Source organism: Rhizobium sp. CRRU65 (assembly GCF_048551595.1).
GTDB classification, from domain to species: Bacteria; Pseudomonadota; Alphaproteobacteria; order Rhizobiales; family Rhizobiaceae; genus Rhizobium; species Rhizobium leguminosarum_J.
The window spans coordinates 378,224-400,803 of sequence record NZ_JBLYZH010000004.1 but is presented as its reverse complement, the minus strand read 5'-3'; the positions used below and the strand labels follow the sequence as shown (position 1 = coordinate 400,803).

The following is a 22,580-nucleotide window of genomic DNA, read 5'->3' as shown; positions in this document are numbered from 1 at the left end:
GCTAGAGTGTAGCAAAAATGCAAAAAAAGCTGATGACAAAGCCCAATGTTTGAGCTAGTTTTAGCTCACAAAACAGGCAGGAAGTTAAATTCTTGCCGAATTCGCGGTCAAGTCTTGGGAGGATCAGATCTTAGGCGCGCTCGTCGCAGCCCCGGCAACGGTTACAGATCACGCGATACTTAAAACAAGGCTTTTAGCCTTGTTTTTTTTTGGCTTTTCGGCCCCATCCCATCCAGAAATCCAGCCGACTTCCGTAAGGGGATGGCCATCATTCCGTTACGAGAGCTCTTTGCCGCAACAGTATGACACTGGTATGACGAAATTTCGCTTTCAATAAGTTTACATCTGCTCAAAGTTTGAGCAAAAGCCACGCTTAATAGAAGCTCGGGCCGAGTTGCGGCAGCGCATCGAAGCCCCAGCCGAAATAGGTGTCGCAGACGTACCAGAGGCCGTAGACCACGGCCGAAATCAACGTTGTCAGCGAAAACACGAAAGCGGCGCGAAACCGGGTTGGCGCGCTCGGAACCGTGCCGAGCACGACGTCGTTGTCGTCCGCCTGGGTGCGCAGGCCGATCGGCAGGACGGCAAAAAGCGTCATCCACCAGATGATGAAGTAGACGGCAAATCCCTGAAGAACGATCTGGAGCATTATGGTTCCCGTTGATGCCGCGCTGATATCGCGTCCTTATACGGCGGAATGGCGACCAATTCAAAGCCGGCGAAACGTTTAGCCGCCCTCGGGTCACTCTGCCGCAGCAGGGCTCAGGCCTGTTCGAGTTCGATCAGCGTGCCGAAGAAATCCTTGGGGTGCAGAAAGAGTACCGGCTTGCCATGCGCGCCGATCTTCGGCTGGCCATCGCCAAGCACCCTTGCGCCCGCCGCGACCAGCCGGTCACGGGCAAGAAGGATATCGTCCACCTCGTAGCAGATGTGGTGCATGCCACCGGATGGGTTCTTTTCGAGGAAGGCTGCGATCGGCGAAGTATCGCCGAACGGTTGCAGCAATTCGACCTTGGTGTTCGGCAATTCGACGAAGACGACGGTGACGCCGTGTTCCGGCAGAGTCTGCGGCTGCGATACGGCAGCGCCCAGCGTATCGCGATAGGCGGCCGTCGCCGCGGCCAGATCGGGCACGGCGATGGCGATATGGTTGACCCGGCCGAGCATGGTCAGACCTTGGTGACGAAGGCGGTGACAAGAGGTTTCTTGCCCCAGGTGTTGTTCGCGGCCGAGCGGATGGCGCGGCGCACGGCCTCCTGCAGCATGTCGATATCCTTGCGGCGGGCGCGCGGAATGCTCTCGATGGCGCTGACCGCCGCGTCGAAGAGCGTATCCTCCATATCCTCGCCCTCGTCATCGTAGGTCGGCAGGCCGATCGAAATGAGGTCGGGTTCGCCGACGATGTCATAGCGGGCGTCGAGCACGACGTTGACCGCGACATGGCCGACATAGGAGAGCTTCTTGCGCTCGCCGATGCCCATCTCGTCGAAATCGCCGATCAGCGTGCCGTCCTTATAAATCCGGCCATGCGGCGCCTCGCCGATCACCTCGACGGGACCCGGCGCCAACCGTAGGATATCGCCGTTGCGCACTCGCGGCACCAGTGCGATGCCGGATTGCTCGGCAAGTTCCTTATGCGCCGTCAGATGTGTTGCCTCGCCATGCACCGGCACGACGATCTTCGGCCGCGTCCACTCATACATCCGCTGCAACTCGTTGCGGCGCGGATGACCGGAAACGTGGACCAGCGCCTCGGTATCCGTGATGATGTGCACACCCTGCTCGACGAGGCCGTTCTTGATGTCCTGGATCGCCTTCTCGTTGCCGGGAATGGCGCGCGAGGAAAAGACGACGATATCGCCTGCCGCAAACGCCACATTGCGCATCTCGTCGCGCGAGAGCTTGGCAAGGGCAGCCCGCGCCTCGCCCTGGCTGCCGGTCAGGATGACGACGACCTTGTCGCGCGGGATGTAGCCGTATTCGTCCTCGGAGATGAAGGGCTTCACGCCTTCCATCAGGCCGATATCCTGGGCGACGTTGACGACGCGCTTCAGCGAACTACCGAGCAGCAGCACTTCGCGGCCTGCCGCCTCGGCAGCTTCGGCAACGGTGCGGATACGCCCGACATTCGACGAGAAGGTGGTGATCGCCACCCGGCCCTCGGCATTCTCGATGATCTTGCGCAGGCTTTCCGACACATCCTTCTCGGAGGGCGAAACACCGTCGCGCAGCGCATTGGTGGAATCGCACATCAGCGCTAGCACGCCCTCATCGCCGAGCTGGCGGAAACGTGTCTCGTCGGTCAGCGGCCCGAGCGAAGGCTCGTGGTCGATCTTCCAGTCGCCGGTATGGATGACATTGCCGACCGGCGTGCGGATCATCAACGACATCGGCTCGGGGATCGAATGGTTGACGGCCACACCTTCGATGCTGAAGGGGCCGACATTAATCGTATCGCCGGCCTTGAACGGCGTCACCGGCACTTCGCCGATCTTAGACTTCTCGAAATTACGCTTGGCTTCAAGCAGACCTGATGTAAAACCAGAGGCATAGACCGGCACGTTGAGGCCGGGCCAGAGGTCGGCGAGCGCACCATAGTGGTCTTCATGCGCATGGGTGATAATGATCGCCTTGAGGTTCTTTCGTTCGCTGGCGAGGAAGCGGATATCGGGCAATACGAGGTCGACGCCCGGCAGGTCAGGCCCAGGAAAAGTGACGCCACAATCGACCATGATCCACTGGCGATGCTCGGGCGGGCCGTAGCCGTAGAGAGCGAGATTCATGCCAATCTCACCGACACCGCCCAGAGGCAGGAATACCAGTTCGTCCTGTTTCGCCATAATTTTCGTTTTTTCCGCTAACCAAAAAACACATCACCGGCAGCAATGGGCATTATCCTGCCAGCGCCGGTATCGAGCATCAACAAGCCATTATCATCAATTCCGGCGAATTGTCCGGAAATCGATCGGTCCGGCAAATTGACCGTAATCTTTTCGCCGATGCCGCAGGCGATGGCGCGCCAGAGCGTCGTGATCTCGCCGACGCCACGGCCCTGATCCCATATTTCAAGCACTTCCGCCGCGGCGGCGAAGAGATGCGCGAAGAGTTCTTCCGGCGAAGCCGCACTTCCCTGCTGACGCAGACAGGTAACGGGGTAGAGCGGATTGTCGGGCATTACCGAGATATTGATGCCGATGCCGACGATCAGCGCGTAACGGCCATCCGGGAGCCCCTCGCCTTCAACGAGAATGCCGCAGGTCTTCTTTCGGCCGATGAGGATATCGTTCGGCCATTTGACCTCGAGCGGTTCGGCGCCCAGTGGCAACACCCTGCGGATCGCCTGGTGCACGGCAACGGCGATCGCCAGCGGCAGCGAGCCCAGTCGCTCCATAGGCGCCGGGTCGATCAGGAGAAGAGAAGCGTAGAGATTGCCGCGCTCGGAAACCCAGAGCCTGCCGCGGCGGCCGCGACCGCCCGTCTGCCTCTCGGCGGTCACCCAGAGATTACCGCCATCGCCCGCCCGAGCCCGGGCGAGGCATTCGCTGTTGGTAGACGATGTTTCCGACAGAGCCTCGTGCCTGAAATCGCCGAGCGATATCCGGCGCCGTCCGTCGGAAGCCATCAAAAGAGCGTCGCAGCGGCAAGCTCTGCCGCGCCGCCGATCGGGCCGCCGATGAGGACATAGGCGGTGACGAAGAAACCGGAGAGACCGAAGACCAGACGCAGCGCTCCGGAGACACGGGCGAATTCGCCGGTCGCCTCATCGAACCACATCAGTTTGATGACGCGCAGATAGTAGTAGGCGCCGACGACCGAGGCGAGAACGCCGATGATGGCGAGCGCATAGAGCTTGGCTTCGATAGCGGCAACGAAGACGAAGTACTTCGCGAAGAATCCGGCGAGCGGCGGGATGCCGGCGAGCGAGAACATCAACGCCGTCAGCACCACGGCCATGAACGGGTTGGTTGTGGAGAGGCCGGCGAGATCATCAACATTTTCGACAACGGTGCCGTCCTTGCGGCGCATCGACATGATGATCGCGAAGGTGCCGAGCGTCATGACCATGTAGATGACCATGTAAAGCATGACGCCGGTGACGCCGGTCTGGTTGCCGGCGGCAAGACCGACCAGCGCATAACCCATGTGGCCGATCGAGGAATAGGCCATCAGTCGCTTGATATTCTTCTGGCCGATCGCAGCAAACGAGCCGAGCAGCATCGAGGCGATCGAGATGAAGACGACGACCTGCTGCCAGTCCGCCAGAACCGGCTGGAAGGCGGTGATGACGATACGGGTCATCATCGCCATGGCAGCAACCTTGGGTGCTGCGGCAAGGAATGCGGTGACCGGTGTCGGCGCGCCTTCGTAAACATCCGGCGTCCACATATGGAAGGGAACGGCCGAGATCTTGAAGGCGATGCCGGCGAGGATGAAGACCAAGCCGAAGATCAGGCCGAGCGAACGCGCGCCCTCGACGGACAGCGCCTGGGCGATTTCGGAGAAGTGGGTGTGGCCGGTGAAGCCGTAGACCAGCGACATGCCATAGAGCAGCATGCCGGAGGAAAGCGCGCCGAGGACGAAATATTTCAGACCGGCTTCGGTCGACTTCAGGCTGTCACGGTTGATCGCTGCGACGACATAGAGCGCCAGCGATTGCAGTTCCAGCGCGAGATAGAGCGAGATCAGGTCGTTGGCCGAGATCATCAGCAGGATGCCAAGGGTCGCGAGCACCAGGAGAACCGGGAACTCGAACTTGTCGAGCTGATTTTCACGGGCGTGGCCGATCGACATGAATATGGCGACCAGCGAACCGATCAGCGCCACCAGCTTCATGAAGCGCGAGAAGCCGTCGGCCATGTAGACGCCGCCATAGGCAAGGCCTTCTGCGGGCACGAAGAGCAGCCACAGGCCGGAGGCCAGGAGCAGGACGATCGCCAAGCCGGTGACGACAAGGCCCGACCGCTCGCCTGAGAAGACGCCGACCATCAACAGGACAAGGGCGCCGACCGCGAGGATGAGCTCCGGCACGGAAAGATGCAGACTGAGGAGAATTGTTTCAGCGGTCATGTCCAATAAGTCCCGTCATCATTTCATAGACAGCGCAACATTCTGCGCTGCGTGCACGGCGGCCGTGTAGTTGTTGACCAGCAGATCCACCGAGGCGGCCGTCGCATCGAAGACCGGAGCCGGATAAACGCCGAAGAAGATGGTCAGCGCGACCAGAGGGTAAAGGATCAGCTGCTCGCGTGGAGAAAGATCGAGCAGCGCCTTCAGCTTTTCCTTCTCCAGCGCGCCGAAGATCACCCGGCGATAAAGCCAGAGCGCGTAGGCAGCCGAGAGGATGACGCCGGTGGCGGCAAAGAGCGCTACCCAGGTGTTGACGCGGAAGACACCGATCAGCGTCAGGAATTCGCCGACGAAGCCCGACGTGCCGGGAAGCCCGACATTGGCCATGGTGAAGACCATCATCGCCACGGCATATTTCGGCATGTTGTTGACGAGGCCGCCATAGGCGTTGATCTCGCGGGTATGGGTGCGATCGTAGACGACGCCGACGCAGAGGAAGAGCGCGCCGGAGACGATGCCGTGCGAGAGCATCTGGAAGATCGACCCCTGAACACCCTGCATGTTGGCGGCAAAGATGCCCATGGTCACATAGCCCATGTGCGCCACCGAGGAATAGGCGATCAGCTTTTTGATATCGTCCTGCATCATCGCCACCAGAGAGGTGTAGATGATGGCGATCACAGACAGTGCGAAAACCAGTGGCGCGAAATAATCGGACGCCACCGGGAACATTCCGAGCGAGAAGCGGATGAGACCGTAGCCGCCGAGCTTCAGCAGCACACCGGCCAGGATTACCGAGCCAGCCGTCGGCGCCTGAACGTGGGCATCGGGAAGCCAGGTATGGACCGGCCACATCGGCATCTTCACCGCGAAGGAGGCGAAGAAGGCAAGCCATAACCAGGTCTGCAGCGCCGGCGGGAACTTGTAGGCGAGCAGCGCGGTGATATCGGTCGTGCCGGCCTGCCAGTACATCGCCATGATGGCGAGCAGCATCAGCACCGAGCCGAGCAGCGTATAGAGGAAGAACTTGTAGCTCGCATAGACGCGGTCCTTGCCGCCCCAGACGCCGATGATCAGGAACATCGGAATGAGGCCCGCCTCGAAGAAGACGTAGAAGAGCACGATATCGAGCGAAACGAAGACGCCGATCATCATCGTTTCGAGGATGAGGAAGGCGATCATGTATTCCTTCAGGCGCTTCTCGATCGAGAGCCAGCTCGCCAGCACACAGAAGGGCATGAGGAAGGTCGACAGGATGACGAACAGCATCGAGATGCCGTCGACGCCGAGGTGGTAGCCAATGCCGGTGCCGAGCCAGTCATGCTTCTCGAGCATCTGGAAGCCCGGATTAGCATTGTCGAAGCCGATCCAGATGAAGAGCGAGACGACGAAGGTGAAGACGGTAGTGATCAGCGAGATCCACAGCACGTTCTTCCGGCCGGTTTCGCTCTCGCCGTTCATCAATAGCAGGAGCACCACGCCGACGAGCGGCAGGAAGGTGACCGTTGAAAGAATAGGCCAATCGGTCATCAGAAGGAACTCCCGAGCATCATCCAGGTAACGAGCGCCGCAATGCCGATCAGCATGGCGAAGGCGTAGTGATAGAGGTAACCGGTCTGCAGGCGGACCACGCGATCAGTGACGGCGACGACGCGAGCGGCGACGCCGTTCGGGCCATAGGTATCGATGACTCCGACATCACCTTTCTTCCACAGGAAGCGGCCGAGCGCCTTGGCGGAGCGGACGAAGAGGAAGTCGTAGAGTTCGTCGAAATACCACTTGTTCAACAGGAACTGGTAGAGCACGCGGTGCTGCTGCGCCAGGATGCGCGGCGTCTGCGGCGAGCGGATATACATGTACCAGGCGGTGACGAAACCGAGCACCATGGCGATGAACGGGCTCAAAGCCACGAGCGCCGGAACATGGTGGAACTCTTCGACCAGTTCGTTCTCGGCGCCGGTAAAGAGCGCCCCCTTCCAGAACTCGGCATATTCCTCGCCGTAGAACCGGCCTTCAAAGATCACGCCAGCAAGCACTGCGCCGATCGCCAGCAGATAGAGCGGCACAAGCATGACCTGCGGCGACTCATGCACGTGGTGCATCACCTCGTGCGAGGCGCGTGGCTTGCCGAAGAAGGTCATGAAGATCAGGCGCCAGGAATAGAAGCTGGTGAACAGAGCCGCGATGACCAGCAGTGAGAAGGCAAAGCCCGAGACCGGCGAATGCGATGCATAGGTCGCCTCGATGATCACGTCCTTGGAGAAGAAGCCAGCGAAGCCGATCGGCGTGAAGGGAATGCCGACGCCGGTGATCGCCAGCGTGCCGATGATCATCATCCAGAACGTCACCTTGATGTGCGGCCGCAGGCCGCCCATGTAGCGCATGTCCTGCTCACCATCGACGGCATGGATGACCGAGCCGGCGCAGAGGAAGAGCAGCGCCTTGAAGAAGGCGTGCGTGAAAAGATGGAAGATCGCCGCGCCATAGGCCCCTACCCCGAGCGCTACGAACATGTAGCCGAGCTGCGAGCAGGTGGAATAGGCGATGACGCGCTTGATGTCGTTCTGCACCAGGCCGACGGTTGCCGCGAAGAAGGCGGTGATCGCGCCGATCACGGTGACGACAACCAGCGCATCCGGCGACAATTCGAAGAGCGGCGACATGCGGGCGACGAGGAAGACGCCGGCGGTGACCATGGTGGCGGCATGGATGAGGGCCGAGACCGGGGTCGGGCCTTCCATGGCGTCAGGCAGCCAGGTGTGCAGCAGGAACTGCGCCGACTTGCCCATCGCGCCCATGAAGAGCAGCAGGCAGATGCCGGTCAGCGCATGCGCCTTGTCGAGCTGCATGCCGAAGAGATTGAGGATCACCTCGCCCGCTTCGCCGCCGCCTTCATGCGGGGCGAAGTTCGAGGCATTGGCGAAGATCGTGTCGAGGTTGATCGAGCCGAACAGCACGAAGACGCCGGCAATGCCGAGCACGAAGCCGAAGTCGCCGACGCGGTTGACGATGAAGGCCTTCATCGCCGCGGCCGTCGCCGACGGCTTCTTGAACCAGAAGCCGATCAGCAGATAGGAGGCGAGACCGACGCCTTCCCAGCCGAAGAACATCTGGGCAAGGTTGTCAGCGGTCACCAGCATCAGCATGGCGAAGGTGAAGAGCGAGAGATAGGCGAAGAAGCGCGGGCGATGCGGATCGGTATGCATGTAGCCGATCGAATAGACATGCACCAGCGTCGAGACCGTGTTGACGACGATCAGCATGACGGAGGTCAGCGTATCCACGCGCAGCGACCACGAGACGTCGATGCCGCCGGACTGGATCCAGCGCAGCACCTCGACCTTGATCGGGCCGCCTTCGGCATGACCCATGCCGACGGTGAAGAAGACGACCCAAGACAGGATGGCGGCGATGATCATCAGGCCGCTGGTGACATATTCCGAAGCCTTGGCGCCGATGGCGCGGCCGAAAAGGCCGGCGACGATCGCACCGATCAAGGGAAGAAAGACGATAGCCTTATAGAGGAACATGAGCCACTCAGCCCTTCATCATATTGACGTCTTCGACCGCGATCGAGCCGCGGTTGCGGTAGAAGACAACGAGAATTGCAAGACCGATCGCCGCTTCGGCAGCCGCGACCGTCAGGATGAACAGCGCGAAGACCTGGCCGACGATGTCGTTCAGGAAGGAGGAGAAGGCGACCATGTTGATGTTGACGGCGAGCAGGATCAGTTCGATCGACATCAGGATGACGATGACGTTCTTCCGGTTCAGGAAGATGCCGAAGACGCCGAGCGTGAAGAGGATGGCGCTGACCGTCAGGTAGTGGGAAAGTCCGATGACCATGTTCTTTGTTCCTTGACCTGCCTTTAGACGCCCTGCCCGGGCTTGACCGAAACCACCTCGACGGCGGTGGCGGGCGTGCGGGCAACCTGCCTGGGAATATTCTGCCGCTTGATGTTGGTGCGGTGTCTCAACGTCAGCACGATCGCACCGATCATGGCGACCAGAAGCACCAGACCGGCGATCTGGAAGAAATAGACGTAGTTAGTGTAGAGCACGTCGCCGAGGGCGGCCGTATTGGTGCGCTCGCTTAGCGCCGGGATCGGCATGGCGACTGATTTGGCGATCTCAGGCGAGATGACGCTGCCGCCGATGACGACGATCAGCTCGGCTGCGAGGATCACCCCGATCAGCCCGCCGATCGGCGCATATTCGAGAACGCCGGCCCTCAGTTCGGTGAAGTCGATATCGAGCATCATCACCACGAAGAGGAAGAGGACGGCGACGGCGCCGACATAGACGACAAGCAGGATCATCGCCAGGAATTCGGCACCGAGCAGCAGGAAGAGGCCAGCCGCATTGAAGAACACCAGGATCAGGAACAGAACCGAGTGAACCGGGTTCTTCGCCCAGATAACCATGAACGCCGACGCCACCGCGACAAAGGCGAAAAGATAGAAAAATAGAGCCTGCAGACCCATGTTGGTGCCTTTTTCATCTTCCCCCGGGCAGCCGGGAGTTTCCCTGCCCGATGGAGCTTTCGCTGGCGCTAACCGGCAAAAGCTCCTGTGCATATTGACCGCGACAGGAGCAACTGCGCTCCACCGCGGCATTTCAAAATCTCAATCAGCGGTACGGCGAGTCGATCGCGATGTTGCGAGCGATTTCGCGCTCCCACCGGTCTCCGTTGTCCAGAAGCCGCGCCTTGTCGAAGTAGAGCTCTTCGCGGGTTTCCGTCGCAAATTCGAAATTCGGGCCTTCGACGATCGCGTCGACCGGGCAGGCTTCCTGGCAGAAGCCGCAATAGATGCACTTCACCATGTCGATGTCGTAGCGCACCGTGCGGCGCGTGCCATCATTGCGGCGCGGACCGGCCTCGATGGTGATCGCCTGGGCAGGACAGATCGCCTCGCAGAGCTTGCAGGCGATGCAGCGTTCTTCGCCGTTCGGATAACGGCGCAACGCATGCTCGCCGCGGAAACGCGGGGAAACCGGACCCTTTTCGAAGGGATAGTTGATCGTCGCCTTCTGGCGGAAGAAATAGCGCATCGACAGAAAGAACGCGCCGACGAATTCCTTGAGAAACAGCGAGCTGATGGAGCCGGACAAGCTTGCCATCTTCAACCTCCAATTTTGCCGGAAACGAGAGTGGGCATGATCATGCCCAACCCATCAGTTTCAGCACGAATGCAACGATGACGACCATGGCGAGCGACAGCGGCAGGAATACCTTCCAGCCGAGGCGCATGAGCTGATCGTAGCGGTAGCGCGGAACGAAGGCCTTGACCATCGCGAACATGAAGAACACCAGGCAGGCCTTCAGCGTGAACCAGATGATGCCTGGGACCCAGTTGAGGATCCAGATATCGACCGGGGGCAGCCAGCCGCCGAGGAAGAGGATCGTCGTCAGCGCGCACATCAGGCAGACGGCCGCATATTCGCCGAGCATGAACATCATGTATGGCGAGGAGCCGTATTCGACCATGAAGCCGGCGACGAGTTCCGATTCGGCTTCCGGGAGGTCGAAGGGCGGGCGGTTCGTTTCGGCGAGCGCCGAAATGAAGAAGATGATGAACATCGGGAAGAGCGACAGCCAGTGCCAGTCGAGGAACGACGCCGGCAGGCCGAGCATGGTGCCGAGGCCGGTATGCTGCGCATTGACGATATCGGTCAGGTTCAGCGAGCCGACGCAGAGAAGCACGGTGACGATGACGAAGCCGATCGAGACTTCATAGGACACCATTTGCGCCGCCGAGCGCAGCGCGCCGAGGAACGGATACTTCGAGTTCGAAGCCCAGCCGCCCATGATGATGCCGTAAACCTCGAGCGAGGAGATCGCGAAAATATAGAGGATGCCGACATTGATGTTGGCGATCACCCATCCGTCGGCCAGCGGCACCACCGCCCAGGTGGACAGCGCCAGAAGCACCGTCACCAGCGGGGCAAGCAGGAACACCGCCTTGTTGGCGCCGGCCGGAATGACCGGTTCCTTGAAGACGAACTTCAAAAGGTCGGCGAAGGACTGGAACAGGCCGAAGGGACCGACGACGTTCGGGCCGCGGCGCAGTTGCACGGCCGCCCAGATCTTGCGGTCGGCGAGCAGTACATAGGCGATGAAGACGAGCAGGCAGACGAGAAGCAGCAGCGACTGACCGATCATGATGATCGCCGGCCAGACATAGGTCGAAAAGAAAGAATCCATAGTCCCCTGCCCTTACTCTGCCGCGACTTTGAAGTTGTTGCGGGCCAATGCCGAGCACTCCGCCATGACAGCCGAGGCACGCGCTATCGGGTTCGTCAAATAGAAGTCTTTCACCGGCGACGCAAACCCGGATTTGTTCATCTTGCCGGCTTTTTTCGCAACTGCGGCAATTTGGGCGCTATCGGTTTCGGCGATCTCGTCGATGGCAGCGAAATGCGGGAAAGCGGCATAGAGCCGGACACGCAATTCGCTGAGCGAATCGAAGGGAAGCTTCTTGCCGAGCACGTCGGAAAGGGCGCGGATGATCGCCCAGTCCTCGCGGGCATCACCCGGCGCAAAACCTGCGCGGTTGCCCATCTGGACGCGGCCTTCGGTGTTGACCCAGGTGCCGGACTTTTCGGTATAGGCTGCCGCCGGCAGGATGACGTCGGCATGGTGCGCGCCGTTATCGCCATGCGAGCCGATATAGACGGTGAGCTTGGCCTTCTTGGCGGTGAAGTCGAGTTCGTCGGCACCGAGCAGGAAGAGCACGTCCATCGCCGTCAGCATCTCGGCGGCATTGACGCCCTTGGCGCCCGGCACGAAGCCGAGGTCGAGACCGCCGACGCGCGAGGCAGCGGTATGGAGGACGGCAAAGCCGTTCCAGCCTTCGGCGACCACGGCGACCGAGCCGGCGAGCTTGGCAGCACTGGCGAGAACGCCGGCGCCGTCGGTGCGCGCCAGCGCACCCTGGCCGATGATGATCATCGGCTTGGCGGCATTCTTCAGCACGTCCGCGAAGGCGTGGGTACCGTCGACCAGATCCTTCAGCGTGTCGGGACCGCCGCCGAGGTAATCATAGCTGTAGCGCAGTTCAGCACGCTCGCCGATGACGCCGATCGGGAACTTGCCGCGGCGCCAGCGCTTGCGGATGCGGGCGTTGAGGATGGCTGCCTCGAAGCGCGGATTGGCGCCGATGATCAACAGCGCGTCGGCCTGGTCGATGCCCGAGATCGTCGGGTTGAACAGGTAGCTAGAACGGCCGAGCGACGGATCGAGTGCCGCCCCATCCTGGCGACAGTCGAGATTGACCGACCCCAGCGACTTCACCAGTTCGGAGAGCGCATACATTTCCTCGACGGAAGCGAGGTCGCCTGATATCGCGCCGATCTTGTCGCCCGAGGTGGCGCCGACGGCGGCCTTGATTACGCCGAAGGCTTCGGCCCAGGTGGCGGGCTGCAGGCGGCCGTCGCGGCGAACATAGGGCCGGTCGAGGCGCTGGGTCTTAAGGCCGTCCCAGATGAAGCGGCTCTTATCGGAGATCCACTCCTCGTTGATCGCTTCATTGACGCGCGGCAGGATGCGCATGACCTCACGGCCGCGAGTGTCGACGCGGATTGCCGAACCGACGGCGTCCATGACGTCGATCGATTCGGTCTTGTTCAATTCCCACGGGCGCGCGGTGAAGGCGAAGGGCTTCGAGGTGAGTGCGCCAACCGGGCAAAGGTCGACGACGTTGCCCTGCAGCTCGGAGGTCATCGCCTGTTCGAGATAGGTGGTGATCTCGGCATCCTCGCCGCGGCCGATCAGGCCGAGTTCGGAAATGCCGGCGACCTCGGTGGTGAAGCGGACGCAGCGCGTGCAGTGGATGCAGCGGTTCATCACCGTCTTGACGAGCGGGCCGATATACTTGTCCTCGACGGCGCGCTTGTCTTCCTGATAGCGCGAGGTGTCTATGCCGAAGGCCATCGCCTGGTCCTGCAGGTCGCATTCGCCGCCCTGGTCGCAGATCGGGCAATCGAGCGGATGGTTGATCAGCAGGAATTCCATCACACCTTCGCGGGCCTTCTTGACCATCGGGGTGTTGGTGAAAACCTCAGGCAGTTCGCCGTTCGGGCCGCCGCGGATGTCGCGCACGCTCATGGCGCAGGAAGCCTGCGGCTTCGGCGGGCCGCCCTTCACCTCGACAAGGCACATGCGGCAATTGCCGGCAACCGACAGGCGCTCATGGAAGCAGAAGCGCGGAACCTCGGCACCGGCATCCTCGCACGCCTGCAATAGCGTGAAATGATCCGGAACTTCGATCTCGTTGCCGTCAATCCTCAGTTTTGCCATCGTCGCTCAGTCCTGTTTCCCGTTTGCCTGATGACGGCAAACAAACCTATTTTTGCAACACTCTCATTGCCAAGCCGGATCTTTCGTCCTGCCGACATCTGATGTCGCCCAAATTCTCTGTCGCGCATTCCAGATCCGGAACCCGCACCGGCATCTTCAGGCCCCCGCCCGTCCGCCGACCTGCCCATCTTTCCGGCCGATCGACACGGCCGGATAGTTCATTTCTTTCTGCGGCTCCGCCCCGCCAGAACTTTCGCCTGGCCGGTCCAGTCGTCACGGCCGATGCGGCCGTTGAAGCCGAGTTCAGCGTCGAACCCGGCGATTTCCTCGTCGGTCCAGGCAGCGATCTCGGCAAAGCTGCGAACGCCCTTGGCGTTCAGCACCTGCTCCAGCTTCGGGCCGATGCCGGCAATCAGCTTGAGATCGTCGGCCTTCCCCCGCGCAACCGGTTTTGCCTTCACCGCCGGCTTTGGCTGGCTGGTCTTCGTTTGGCTGGGTGGGATCGACTCGCTGACCGGCTTGACGACAGTCAATGTCGGCCTTGCCTTCTTGTCGGCCGGCGGCTTGGTGAAAGCCTTGACCTCCGAGCGAATATTCTCCGGCCGGATATCGACATCGGGCTTCAGTTTGTCCGGCGGCGTGTCATCGAGGGCGGCGGCGACCTTGCCGGTCGTTTCCAGGGCGCTCTGCCAGGCACCGAAGAAAGCGCCGGCCATCTGGGTCGAGAAACCAAAGCCGATCGCCGTTGCGGCGGCAAAGGCTGCCGCGGGCTGCGCCATCAGCGGATGCACCGGCATCGCCCGTGCATTTTCCAGCATCTCGGCGGCTAGACGGCCGAAACCGGCCGCGAAATCGGCGACTTCTTCCTTCTTCCCACTCTTGGATGCGTTGTCCGCCATGATTATTCAGCCGCCTCCAGAACCGCACCGTGATCAAGCGCGCTCGCCGTATACTGGTCGATGCGCTTTTCGATCTCGGGACGGAAGTTACGGATCAGACCCTGCACCGGCCATGCCGCGGCATCGCCGAGCGCACAAATGGTGTGGCCTTCGATCTGCTTCGTCACCTGGAACAGCATGTCGATTTCGCGCTTCTGGGCATTGCCCTTGGCCATGCGCTCCATCACACGCCACATCCAGCCCGTGCCTTCGCGGCAGGGCGTGCACTGGCCGCAGCTCTCATGCTTGAAGAAGGCGGAGATACGGGCGATCGCCTTGATGACGTCGGTGGACTTGTCCATGACTATCGCGGCGGCCGTACCGAAGGAAGAGCCGACGCCGCGCAGGCCGTCGAAATCCATCGGGCAATCGATGATGTCCTTGGCCGGAACGATCGGGCAGGATGCCCCGCCTGGAATGACGGCAAGCAGGTTATCCCAGCCGCCGCGAATGCCGCCGGCATGGCGGTCGACCAGTTCGCGGAAGGTGATGCCCATTTCCTCTTCAACCGTGCACGGCTTGTTGACGTGGCCGGAGAGCATGAACAGCTTGGTGCCGACATTGTTCGGACGGCCGATGGCCGAGAACCAGCCGGCGCCGCGGCGCAGGATGGTCGGCGCAACAGCGATCGATTCGACGTTGTTGACCGTCGTCGGGCAGCCGTAGAGACCCATATTGGCCGGGAACGGCGGCTTCAGACGCGGCTGGCCCTTCTTGCCTTCAAGGCTTTCGAGCAGCGCGGTTTCCTCGCCGCAAATATAGGCGCCGGCGCCGTGATGGACGAAGATATCCATGTCCCAGCCGAGCTTGTTGTTCTTGCCGAGCAGGCCATAATCATAGCATTCGTCGATCGCCGCCTGCAGCGCTTCGCGCTCGCGGATATATTCGCCGCGCACGTAGATGTAAGCCGCATTGGCGCCCATCGCGAAACTCGCGATGACGCAGCCTTCGATCAGCGTATGCGGATCGTGGCGCATGATGTCGCGGTCTTTGCAGGTGCCAGGCTCGGATTCGTCGGCGTTGACGACGAGATAATGCGGCCGGCCGTCGCTTTCCTTCGGCATGAAGGACCATTTGAGGCCGGTCGGGAAACCGGCGCCACCACGACCGCGAAGGCCTGACGCCTTCATCTCATTGATGATCCAGTCGCGGCCCTTTTCGAGGATCTGCTTGGTGCCGTCCCAGTGGCCGCGACTCATCGCGCCCTTCAGGGATTTGTCCTTGAGGCCGTAGATGTTGGTAAAGATGCGGTCTTTATCTTGTAACATGCTTCACCTCTTACCGCGGCTTCTTGCCGAAGACCTTGATATATTCCGCTTCCCCGCCCTTGGCGAGCGCCTTGGCCTGCTTGACCCAGTCATCGCGTTCGATGCGGCCGCGGAAATTCAAATAGCCATCGACCCATTCGCGTTCGGCCTTCTTCCAGCCTGCGACCTGCGCGAAGGTGAAGATGCCGATTTCGTTCAACGTCGCCTCGATCTTCGGGCCGACACCCGAGATCATCTTCAGATCATCAGGTGCGGCGGGCTTTTCGATGCCGGCCGGCCGATTCTTGTCGGTCAGAGCAGGCTTTTCCGCCGAGGCGGCTTCAGCCTTGACGGCAGCTTTCGGCGCCGGTTCGGCAGCCGCCGTGCCTGATATCGGCTGCTGCTCGGCTGCCTTTGCGTTTTTCGCAGCCGCCTTCGGCGCCGTCGCCGGAGTCTTCAGGGCAGCATTGGTCTCGGCATCGGTGCTCTTCGGGCGGGCGGCCTCGGAGGGAGGAACCGGCGCGGCGTCGACTGGAGCCGATACGGTTTCGGCATCGGCCTTCTTGGCACGCGTCCTTGCCTTCGGCTCTTCCGTCGTCAGCGAGGTCAGGCCGCCTTCGGGCGCCGAAAACACCCGGTCGATCTGGGTGCCGGGCTTGATGCTGGCGCCATTGCCGGCGGCAAAGACGTCGATGATCTCTTCGAGACGCGCGGGCGTCAGGTCTTCATAGGTGTCCTTGCCGATCATCACCATCGGGGCGTTGACGCAGGCCCCGAGACATTCGACCTCTTCCCAGGATAGCGTGCCTTCGGCATTGCGCTCGAAGGCATGGGCATGGATCTTGCTCTTGCAGACCGACATCAGCGCTTCCGAGCCGCGCAGCATGCAGGGCGTCGTACCGCAGACCTGGACATGGGCGCGGGTACCAACCGGATGCAGCTGGAACTGCGTATAGAAGGTCGCGACCTCGAGCACGCGGATATAGGCCATATCAAGCATGTCGGCGATCTTTTCGATCGCCGCGCGCGTGACCCAGCCGTCCTGCTCCTGCGCCCGCATCAACAGCGGAATGACCGCCGATTGCTGGCGGCCGGCGGGGTATTTCTGGATCGTCTTGTCCGCCCAGACCGCATTCTCATCGCTGAAGGCGAATGCGGCAGGCTGAAATTGATCTTCGGCTAATCGACGAACGGACATTCTTTCTCACGCCTTGTCAGTTTAAGGTTCCACACCGCGAAGCGGTCAAAGACTGCATTTCGCAGGCATAGGCCGACTGGTCTTTTTGCATAAACACTACGAATTTGCTGCCGTTCGGAATGGCAGCCTTGATCTGATAGCCCTTGGACAAAAGCTCACCCATGGACGATTGCTGCGCCGGCGGCGTCTCTTCCTTATGGCCGAGCGGCGTGCCGAGGCTATCGGATTCCTGAGCCGAAACCCCGGATGCCGAAAGAAGGATAACGACGGCCAGCGGCAGAAGCTGCATCAGCGATCCACCTCGCCGAAGACGATGTCGAGCGAGCCGAGGACGGCCGCGACGTCGGCAAGCTGGTGGCCGCGGCACATGAAGTCCATCGCCTGCAGATGGGCATAACCGGGCGCGCGGATCTTGCAGCGATAGGGCTTGTTGGTGCCGTCGGAGACGAGATAGACACCGAATTCGCCCTTCGGCGCCTCGACGGCGGCGTAAACCTCGCCGGCCGGCACATGGTAGCCTTCGGTGTAGAGCTTGAAGTGGTGGATCAGCGCTTCCATCGAGCGCTTCATCTCGCCGCGCTTCGGCGGCACGACCTTGCCGTCGATCGACGAGAAAGGACCGGTCCTGGCATCCGAGAGCAGGCGGTTGACGCATTGCTTCATGATGCGGACCGATTCGCGCATCTCGATCATGCGGATCAGATAACGGTCGTAGTTGTCGCCATTCTTGCCGATCGGGATATCGAATTCGAGATCGGAATAACATTCATAGGGCTGGGCGCGACGCAGATCCCAGGCCGCACCCGAACCGCGCACCATGACGCCGGAGAAGCCCCAAGCCCAGCATTCCTCCAGCGAGACGACGCCGATATCGACGTTGCGCTGCTTGAAGATGCGGTTGCCGGTCAACAGGTTGTCGATGTCATCGAGCGCCTTCAGGAACGGATCGCACCAGGCGCCGATATCCTGCACGAGCTGTTCGGGCAGATCCTGGTGGACGCCGCCCGGACGGATATAAGCGGCATGCATGCGCGAGCCGCTGGCGCGCTCGTAGAACACCATCAGCTTTTCACGCTCTTCGAAGCCCCAGAGCGGCGGCGTCAGCGCGCCGACGTCCATGGCCTGCGTCGTGACGTTCAGAAGGTGCGACAGGATGCGGCCGATTTCCGAATAGAGAACGCGGATCAGCTGGCCGCGAATCGGGATCTCGATGCCGAGCAGCTTTTCGACGGCCATCGCATAGGCATGTTCCTGGTTCATCGGTGCGACGTAGTCGAGGCGATCGAAATAGGGCACGGCCTGAAGATAGGTCTTGGTCTCGATCAGCTTCTCGGTGCCGCGATGCAAAAGGCCGATATGCGGATCGACACGCTCCACAATTTCGCCGTCAAGCTCCAGGACAAGACGAAGAACGCCGTGCGCCGCCGGATGCTGCGGTCCGAAATTGATATTGAAGTTGCGGACGTTATGTTCTGTCATGGCGATGGGCTCGCGTTCTCAGATAACTAGTGAATGGCGGGCTAAGCCCACCAACCACCTTGAATTATTGCTTCGCTTTTTCGTCGCCCGGCAGCACATACTCCGTGCCTTCCCATGGCGACATAAAGTCGAAGTTGCGGAATTCCTGCTTCAGCTCGACCGGCTCGTAGACGACGCGCTTTGCCGCGTCGTCGTAGCGCACTTCAACGAAGCCGGTGGTCGGGAAATCCTTGCGCAGCGGATGACCTTCGAAGCCGTAGTCGGTCAGGATGCGACGCAGGTCCGGATGGCCGGTGAAGAGCACGCCGTACATGTCCCAGGTCTCGCGCTCGAACCAGTCGGCGCCCGGATAGACGGGGCAGGCCGACGGGACCGGCGTATCTTCATCCGTTGCGACCTTGACGCGGATACGCAGGTTCTTCTTCGGCGACAGCAGGTGGTAGACGACATCGAAACGCAGCTCGCGCTGCGGCCAGTCGACGCCGCAAATATCGGTCAGGTTGACGAAACCGCATTTGGCGTCGTCGCGCAGGAAGGTCAGAAGTGCGACCAGGTTTTCACCCGTCGTCGTCAGCGTCAGTTCGCCATACTTCATCTGCGATGCGGCGATCAGGTTGCCGCGCGCTTCGCCAAGGTAGGACGCAAGCTCAGTCAGGGCTTCACTCATATGCCTTGTCCTTAACCCTTAGCGTTCGATCGTGCCGGTACGACGGATCTTCTTCTGCAGCAGAAGCACGCCGTAAAGCAGCGCCTCTGCCGTGGGGGGACAGCCCGGCACGTAGATGTCGATCGGCACGATGCGGTCACAGCCGCGCACCACCGAATAGGAATAGTGATAATAGCCGCCGCCATTGGCGCAGGAGCCCATCGAGATGACATAACGCGGCTCGGGCATCTGGTCGTAGACCTTGCGCAGCGCCGGCGCCATCTTGTTGGTCAGCGTGCCGGCGACGATCATCACGTCGGACTGGCGCGGCGAGGCGCGCGGCGCAAAACCGAAGCGCTCGACGTCATAACGCGGCATGGACAGCTGCATCATTTCGACGGCGCAGCAGGCAAGCCCGAAGGTCATCCACATCAGCGAGCCGGTGCGGGCCCAGTTGATCAGTTCGTCGGTCGAGGTGACGAGAAAACCCTTGTCGGCGAGCTCGTTGTTGATCTCACCGAAAAATGGGTCGTTGCTGCCGACCGGCTTGCCGGTCGAGGGATCGATGATCCCCTTCGGCTGCTGGGCGACGAGCGGCTGATTGCTCACAGGGGCTACTCCCATTCCAGGGCTCCCTTCTTCCATTCATAGATAAAGCCGATGGTCAGCACGAGAAGGAAGACCATCATTGACCAGAAGCCGAACCAGCCGATGGCACCGAAAGACACGGCCCAGGGAAAGAGGAAGGCGACTTCGAGATCGAAGATGATGAAGAGAATCGACACGAGGTAAAAGCGGATGTCGAACTTCATGCGGGCGTCATCGAAAGCGTTGAAGCCGCATTCGTAAGCCGAGAGCTTTTCCGAATCAGGCGCTTTGAAAGCCACGGCGAACGGCGCGATGAGCAGCGCCAGGCCGATGACGAGCGCAATAGCAATGAAGATAGCGATCGGAATATAAGAACTGAGCAGTTCAGTCATCATGTTCATCCCTGCTTGCCGGTGACGCCAGGCGGCGCATTTGGGCAAATGCCCGGCAAGCGAACGTGCGTTGCAACAAGCCGTGGTTAGCGCAGCCGAGGCCCCGGCGCAAGACTTTTACAGAGGCAATTCGACGCGTGTCGCGCGGACATTATCAAGCAGATGCAACGATGTCGCGACAAATCCGTGCAAGCCGTTTGAACCTGCATGCCTGACCATTGGAAACTGCATGGCTTTCGGAAGAAATGGCGCGAGTGACGGGGCTCGAACCCGCGACCTCCGGCGTGACAGGCCGGCACTCTAACCGACTGAGCTACACCCGCGCATTGATCGGCCATTTTGCGGCCGCGAGGATAAAGACAACCGGACAAACGACAAATCGCATTTGCGTTTTACAAGACTTGAAATGGCGCGAGTGACGGGGCTCGAACCCGCGACCTCCGGCGTGACAGGCCGGCACTCTAACCAACTGAGCTACACCCGCAATTCATTTCAAGCAGTCCGGATGCCCTAGCACCCTCTCCAAAACGGCTGCCCGTTTCGATGAGCGGCTAACTACGGGGTTCGCCTTTTAGTGTCAAGCAGGTTTGGAGACAAAACCATGACAGTTCGCGAATTGTTTCGGCGGGTTGGGTGCCAGACGAACAAAAGCCGGCACTTCCGTCTTCTGCAGCGATGCTCAGGCGCAGACGCAGCGCCTTCGAAACGAAGATGCTCGCCACCCTCCCCTCACTTTTCCACAGCCGAGCCGAACCTGAGCGGCATTGCAAGACGCGGGACACCACCAAAAAAATCAAAAAATCTTCACAAACACTCTTGCGGTTTTGCCGCGATCCGCATAGATCACGGCCACCAACGCGGCAGGCCGATCCGGCTTCGTTTGCGATGGGCGATTAGCTCAGTTGGTAGAGCGCCTCGTTTACACCGAGGATGTCGGCGGTTCGAGTCCGTCATCGCCCACCATTTCCAAACCTTCCTGCTGCTTGTTCATCAGACTTAGGCTCCCGAATTAGCTCGCTAATCCGGTCACGATCTGCGCAAGGTGTTTCGTCAGGAGACACCTCATGAAAACCGTTGCGATCATCTCTGCGCTGCTTCTCGCCAGCGTGGCTGCGCCACCGTGCATTGCCAGAGAGCCGGCGCTAGAGGTTTTCCTGTCTGCCGCAAACCAGACGATCACGACCTCGGGAGAAACCCCGGCGCGTGAAGCCAGGACCTATCTCCTGAGAATGCCGTCAGATCTGCCGATTAATTTTTCGGTCGATGCCGACAATTCAGCCTGCAGCCTGGAAATCAAGAAAACCAGCCAGCGCGGCGTCTTAAGCACAATCAGCCGATTCCCCGCGTCTTTCAAAGACAGCGGTCAAAGCGGCGATGAATATACGTTTTCGTTTTTCCAAAACCGCGTTTCATTTATGAGCGGCGCCCGATGCGCCTTCTCATTTTCTCTGACGCAGATGTGACATCGTGATCGCTATGCGTCGCCTCCTACGAGGCCTCGCGACAGGGTTGGCTCCCACACGTTCACCTACATCTGCAGAGACTGTCGACCACGAATTCGAGGCAGCGTTCGGCAACACGTTCCAGCGCAGCAAGGCGTCACGCCGGCAAGTTCAGATGCGGCCCGCCGCCTGAAAAGCCAGCGCTCTACCAAAACGGACTACTCCCGGCCGCCGCGCCACCTCCTATTGGGCGAATGGATAGGGGCCGGCAAAAGTGGGAATATTCGCGGCCCGGAAAGTCTCCGCGCTTGAAGGTTCATCACGCCTGGAGGTGTGCCATGAGGACCCTGCGCTCCGCATTGATGCTGTGCATCGCGATTGCCCTTGGCGCGCCAAGCGCCACATACGTCACCCTGCCCGGATATGCATTCAAGACGAATCCGCAATGTCAGCGCCACGAACCAAAGACGAAATTCGACAAGAGGTGTGACTGGCCGAGAGTGGGCTTCAAGGACTTTACGCCCCCGCTTGTGACCGTGCTTGGGATCTGAGGATCTTGGAACGGCGCCGGATGCGCTTTCTCGTTTTCTCCGACTGAGATGTGAGAGCGTGATCGGAGCGATGAGCATCCCGCTGTCCGGTGGGTGCTCATCGCCCTCCATTCATGCCTTCGCGAGTTCTTTATCCACAGCGGAAACCAGCCGCGAATCATCCGCCGTCACATCCGGCGCGAATCGGGCGGCGACTTTGCCGTCGCGGCCGATCAGGAATTTTTCGAAGTTCCAGAGGATGTCTTCCTCATCTCCGCCGGTCAGCCCATGGGATTTCAAGCGTTCGCGCATTGGTCCGTCACCCGTCGTCTTCACGCCCGACTTGGTCAGTTGCCGGTAAAGCGGGTGCTGGGCCTCGCCCTTGACCGAGATCTTCGAGAAGATCGGGAAGGTGACGTCGTAGGTGCTGGTGCAGAAATCGAGGATCTCGGCGTCGGTGCCGGGCTCCTGGCCCTTGAAGTCATTGGCGGGAAAGGCAGCGATGACAAAGCCGCGCTCGCGCTTTTCCCCATAGAGTTTTTCCAACCCCTCATATTGGACGGTCAGCCCACATTTCGAGGCGACATTGACGACCAAGAGCACTCTGCCCTTGTATTCGTTGAGCGCGGTCTCACGACCATCCACAGTCTTGACCGGGATATCCAGCACATTGCCCGTCACGGGAACCTCCAATTTCGTAAGGATATGGTTCGCCAAACTTAGCGATATCGCCGCCGTTGTCATCAGCGGCGGG

23 protein-coding genes and 3 tRNA genes are annotated in these 22,580 nt (G+C 60.6%); 3 read left to right on the top strand and 23 right to left on the bottom strand.

The features are described from left to right. Window positions 1–373: 373 nt before the first annotated feature. From ACM5SV_RS10965 to ACM5SV_RS10860, 22 genes are all read right to left on the bottom strand, one after another. On the bottom strand, window positions 374–649 hold the full coding sequence (locus tag ACM5SV_RS10965; RefSeq protein ID WP_012756973.1) for a DUF1467 family protein: 276 nt from the start codon (window positions 647–649) through the stop codon (window positions 374–376). A gap of 113 nt (window positions 650–762) precedes the next feature. Then, window positions 763–1,167, bottom strand: coding sequence for a methylmalonyl-CoA epimerase (gene mce, locus ACM5SV_RS10960; protein ID WP_012756972.1), 405 nt, complete (start codon window positions 1,165–1,167; stop codon window positions 763–765). Between the two features lie 2 nt (window positions 1,168–1,169). Next, window positions 1,170–2,840, bottom strand: coding sequence for a ribonuclease J (locus ACM5SV_RS10955; RefSeq protein WP_012756971.1), 1,671 nt, complete (start codon window positions 2,838–2,840; stop codon window positions 1,170–1,172). Window positions 2,841–2,857: 17 nt separating this feature from the next. Further along, entirely contained in the window at window positions 2,858–3,622 is a 765-nt protein-coding gene (locus tag ACM5SV_RS10950; protein WP_012756970.1) for a biotin--[acetyl-CoA-carboxylase] ligase, read from the bottom strand. Next, the gene (gene nuoN / locus ACM5SV_RS10945) at window positions 3,622–5,067 is read right to left on the bottom strand and encodes an NADH-quinone oxidoreductase subunit NuoN (RefSeq protein WP_012756969.1); all 1,446 of its coding nucleotides are present in this window, start codon (window positions 5,065–5,067) and stop codon (window positions 3,622–3,624) included. The genes ACM5SV_RS10950 and nuoN overlap by 1 nt, the downstream gene beginning before the upstream one ends. Window positions 5,068–5,085: 18 nt before the next feature. Beyond that, window positions 5,086–6,597: an NADH-quinone oxidoreductase subunit M gene (locus ACM5SV_RS10940; protein ID WP_017993623.1), complete on the bottom strand. Its 1,512-nt coding sequence runs from the start codon at window positions 6,595–6,597 to the stop codon at window positions 5,086–5,088. Beyond that, window positions 6,597–8,597 (bottom strand): NADH-quinone oxidoreductase subunit L, encoded by a 2,001-nt coding sequence (nuoL, locus tag ACM5SV_RS10935; RefSeq protein ID WP_012756967.1) that lies wholly within the window; start codon window positions 8,595–8,597, stop codon window positions 6,597–6,599. The genes ACM5SV_RS10940 and nuoL overlap by 1 nt, the downstream gene beginning before the upstream one ends. 7 nt (window positions 8,598–8,604) lie before the next feature. Further along, on the bottom strand, window positions 8,605–8,913 hold the full coding sequence (nuoK, locus tag ACM5SV_RS10930) for an NADH-quinone oxidoreductase subunit NuoK (RefSeq protein ID WP_003547388.1): 309 nt from the start codon (window positions 8,911–8,913) through the stop codon (window positions 8,605–8,607). Between the two features lie 23 nt (window positions 8,914–8,936). Further along, window positions 8,937–9,551 carry an NADH-quinone oxidoreductase subunit J gene (locus tag ACM5SV_RS10925; protein ID WP_003547387.1) on the bottom strand — a complete coding sequence of 205 codons (615 nt, stop codon included), beginning with the start codon at window positions 9,549–9,551 and terminating at the stop codon, window positions 8,937–8,939. Window positions 9,552–9,696: 145 nt separating this feature from the next. Continuing rightward, on the bottom strand, window positions 9,697–10,188 hold the full coding sequence (nuoI, locus tag ACM5SV_RS10920) for an NADH-quinone oxidoreductase subunit NuoI (protein WP_003547385.1): 492 nt from the start codon (window positions 10,186–10,188) through the stop codon (window positions 9,697–9,699). Between the two features lie 40 nt (window positions 10,189–10,228). After that, window positions 10,229–11,272 carry an NADH-quinone oxidoreductase subunit NuoH gene (gene nuoH, locus ACM5SV_RS10915; protein WP_012756965.1) on the bottom strand — a complete coding sequence of 348 codons (1,044 nt, stop codon included), beginning with the start codon at window positions 11,270–11,272 and terminating at the stop codon, window positions 10,229–10,231. A 12-nt stretch (window positions 11,273–11,284) separates the two neighbouring features. Continuing rightward, a complete protein-coding gene (gene nuoG, locus ACM5SV_RS10910; RefSeq protein WP_222014277.1) occupies window positions 11,285–13,366 on the bottom strand; it encodes an NADH-quinone oxidoreductase subunit NuoG in 2,082 nt (693 codons plus the stop codon). A gap of 218 nt (window positions 13,367–13,584) precedes the next feature. Further along, window positions 13,585–14,265: a 5' DNA nuclease gene (locus ACM5SV_RS10905; protein ID WP_222014278.1), complete on the bottom strand. Its 681-nt coding sequence runs from the start codon at window positions 14,263–14,265 to the stop codon at window positions 13,585–13,587. Window positions 14,266–14,267: 2 nt separating this feature from the next. Next, entirely contained in the window at window positions 14,268–15,572 is a 1,305-nt protein-coding gene (nuoF, locus tag ACM5SV_RS10900; RefSeq protein WP_003547378.1) for an NADH-quinone oxidoreductase subunit NuoF, read from the bottom strand. Between the two features lie 10 nt (window positions 15,573–15,582). Beyond that, a complete protein-coding gene (locus ACM5SV_RS10895; RefSeq protein WP_017993620.1) occupies window positions 15,583–16,749 on the bottom strand; it encodes an NADH-quinone oxidoreductase subunit E in 1,167 nt (388 codons plus the stop codon). Between the two features lie 16 nt (window positions 16,750–16,765). Then, window positions 16,766–17,038 carry a hypothetical protein gene (locus ACM5SV_RS10890; RefSeq protein WP_012756961.1) on the bottom strand — a complete coding sequence of 91 codons (273 nt, stop codon included), beginning with the start codon at window positions 17,036–17,038 and terminating at the stop codon, window positions 16,766–16,768. Next, window positions 17,038–18,228 carry an NADH-quinone oxidoreductase subunit D gene (locus ACM5SV_RS10885; protein ID WP_012756960.1) on the bottom strand — a complete coding sequence of 397 codons (1,191 nt, stop codon included), beginning with the start codon at window positions 18,226–18,228 and terminating at the stop codon, window positions 17,038–17,040. The genes ACM5SV_RS10890 and ACM5SV_RS10885 overlap by 1 nt, the downstream gene beginning before the upstream one ends. A 64-nt stretch (window positions 18,229–18,292) precedes the next feature. Beyond that, window positions 18,293–18,895, bottom strand: coding sequence for an NADH-quinone oxidoreductase subunit C (locus tag ACM5SV_RS10880; RefSeq protein WP_222014279.1), 603 nt, complete (start codon window positions 18,893–18,895; stop codon window positions 18,293–18,295). A gap of 18 nt (window positions 18,896–18,913) precedes the next feature. Then, on the bottom strand, window positions 18,914–19,498 hold the full coding sequence (locus ACM5SV_RS10875; protein WP_012756959.1) for a NuoB/complex I 20 kDa subunit family protein: 585 nt from the start codon (window positions 19,496–19,498) through the stop codon (window positions 18,914–18,916). Continuing rightward, window positions 19,489–19,854, bottom strand: coding sequence for an NADH-quinone oxidoreductase subunit A (locus ACM5SV_RS10870; protein WP_010055493.1), 366 nt, complete (start codon window positions 19,852–19,854; stop codon window positions 19,489–19,491). The genes ACM5SV_RS10875 and ACM5SV_RS10870 overlap by 10 nt, the downstream gene beginning before the upstream one ends. Window positions 19,855–20,100: 246 nt before the next feature. Continuing rightward, a tRNA-Asp gene (locus ACM5SV_RS10865) sits at window positions 20,101–20,177 on the bottom strand. Between the two features lie 84 nt (window positions 20,178–20,261). After that, window positions 20,262–20,338: transfer RNA gene (locus tag ACM5SV_RS10860), tRNA-Asp, on the bottom strand. 403 nt (window positions 20,339–20,741) lie between these two features. On the opposite strand from ACM5SV_RS10860, the gene ACM5SV_RS10855 reads away from it, so the two are divergent. The 3 genes from ACM5SV_RS10855 (at window position 20,742) to ACM5SV_RS10845 (ending at window position 21,847) form a co-directional block, all read left to right on the top strand. After that, window positions 20,742–20,817, top strand: a tRNA-Val gene (locus ACM5SV_RS10855). A gap of 101 nt (window positions 20,818–20,918) precedes the next feature. Then, window positions 20,919–21,317: a hypothetical protein gene (locus ACM5SV_RS10850; protein ID WP_012756958.1), complete on the top strand. Its 399-nt coding sequence runs from the start codon at window positions 20,919–20,921 to the stop codon at window positions 21,315–21,317. Window positions 21,318–21,634: 317 nt separating this feature from the next. Continuing rightward, window positions 21,635–21,847: a hypothetical protein gene (locus ACM5SV_RS10845; protein WP_012756957.1), complete on the top strand. Its 213-nt coding sequence runs from the start codon at window positions 21,635–21,637 to the stop codon at window positions 21,845–21,847. Between the two features lie 111 nt (window positions 21,848–21,958). Here the strand turns inward: ACM5SV_RS10845 and ACM5SV_RS10840 are convergent, their stop codons facing one another. Further along, complete coding sequence (locus ACM5SV_RS10840) at window positions 21,959–22,507, bottom strand: glutathione peroxidase (protein ID WP_012756956.1); 549 nt, start codon at window positions 22,505–22,507, stop codon at window positions 21,959–21,961. Between the last annotated feature and the right edge of the window lie 73 nt (window positions 22,508–22,580).

Excerpts from the sequence above, each read along its gene's own strand:
- ACM5SV_RS10885 (WP_012756960.1), bottom strand. The coding sequence starts at position 18,228 with ATGACAGAACATAACGTCCGCAACTTCAATATCAATTTCGGACCGCAG.
- ACM5SV_RS10925 (WP_003547387.1), bottom strand. The coding sequence starts at position 9,551 with ATGGGTCTGCAGGCTCTATTTTTCTATCTTTTCGCCTTTGTCGCGGTG.
- ACM5SV_RS10845 (WP_012756957.1), top strand. The coding sequence starts at position 21,635 with ATGAGGACCCTGCGCTCCGCATTGATGCTGTGCATCGCGATTGCCCTT.
- ACM5SV_RS10905 (WP_222014278.1), bottom strand. The coding sequence starts at position 14,265 with ATGGCGGACAACGCATCCAAGAGTGGGAAGAAGGAAGAAGTCGCCGAT.
- nuoK (WP_003547388.1), bottom strand. The coding sequence starts at position 8,913 with ATGGTCATCGGACTTTCCCACTACCTGACGGTCAGCGCCATCCTCTTC.
- nuoG (WP_222014277.1), bottom strand. The coding sequence starts at position 13,366 with ATGGCAAAACTGAGGATTGACGGCAACGAGATCGAAGTTCCGGATCAT.
- ACM5SV_RS10950 (WP_012756970.1), bottom strand. The coding sequence starts at position 3,622 with ATGGCTTCCGACGGACGGCGCCGGATATCGCTCGGCGATTTCAGGCAC.
- nuoF (WP_003547378.1), bottom strand. The coding sequence starts at position 15,572 with ATGTTACAAGATAAAGACCGCATCTTTACCAACATCTACGGCCTCAAG.
- ACM5SV_RS10890 (WP_012756961.1), bottom strand. The coding sequence starts at position 17,038 with ATGCAGCTTCTGCCGCTGGCCGTCGTTATCCTTCTTTCGGCATCCGGG.
- ACM5SV_RS10895 (WP_017993620.1), bottom strand. The coding sequence starts at position 16,749 with ATGTCCGTTCGTCGATTAGCCGAAGATCAATTTCAGCCTGCCGCATTC.
- ACM5SV_RS10965 (WP_012756973.1), bottom strand. The coding sequence starts at position 649 with ATGCTCCAGATCGTTCTTCAGGGATTTGCCGTCTACTTCATCATCTGG.
- ACM5SV_RS10870 (WP_010055493.1), bottom strand. The coding sequence starts at position 19,854 with ATGACTGAACTGCTCAGTTCTTATATTCCGATCGCTATCTTCATTGCT.
- mce (WP_012756972.1), bottom strand. The coding sequence starts at position 1,167 with ATGCTCGGCCGGGTCAACCATATCGCCATCGCCGTGCCCGATCTGGCC.
- ACM5SV_RS10850 (WP_012756958.1), top strand. The coding sequence starts at position 20,919 with ATGAAAACCGTTGCGATCATCTCTGCGCTGCTTCTCGCCAGCGTGGCT.
- nuoI (WP_003547385.1), bottom strand. The coding sequence starts at position 10,188 with ATGGCAAGCTTGTCCGGCTCCATCAGCTCGCTGTTTCTCAAGGAATTC.
- nuoL (WP_012756967.1), bottom strand. The coding sequence starts at position 8,597 with ATGTTCCTCTATAAGGCTATCGTCTTTCTTCCCTTGATCGGTGCGATC.
- nuoH (WP_012756965.1), bottom strand. The coding sequence starts at position 11,272 with ATGGATTCTTTCTTTTCGACCTATGTCTGGCCGGCGATCATCATGATC.
- ACM5SV_RS10940 (WP_017993623.1), bottom strand. The coding sequence starts at position 6,597 with ATGACCGATTGGCCTATTCTTTCAACGGTCACCTTCCTGCCGCTCGTC.
- nuoN (WP_012756969.1), bottom strand. The coding sequence starts at position 5,067 with ATGACCGCTGAAACAATTCTCCTCAGTCTGCATCTTTCCGTGCCGGAG.
- ACM5SV_RS10875 (WP_012756959.1), bottom strand. The coding sequence starts at position 19,498 with ATGGGAGTAGCCCCTGTGAGCAATCAGCCGCTCGTCGCCCAGCAGCCG.
- ACM5SV_RS10880 (WP_222014279.1), bottom strand. The coding sequence starts at position 18,895 with ATGAGTGAAGCCCTGACTGAGCTTGCGTCCTACCTTGGCGAAGCGCGC.
- ACM5SV_RS10955 (WP_012756971.1), bottom strand. The coding sequence starts at position 2,840 with ATGGCGAAACAGGACGAACTGGTATTCCTGCCTCTGGGCGGTGTCGGT.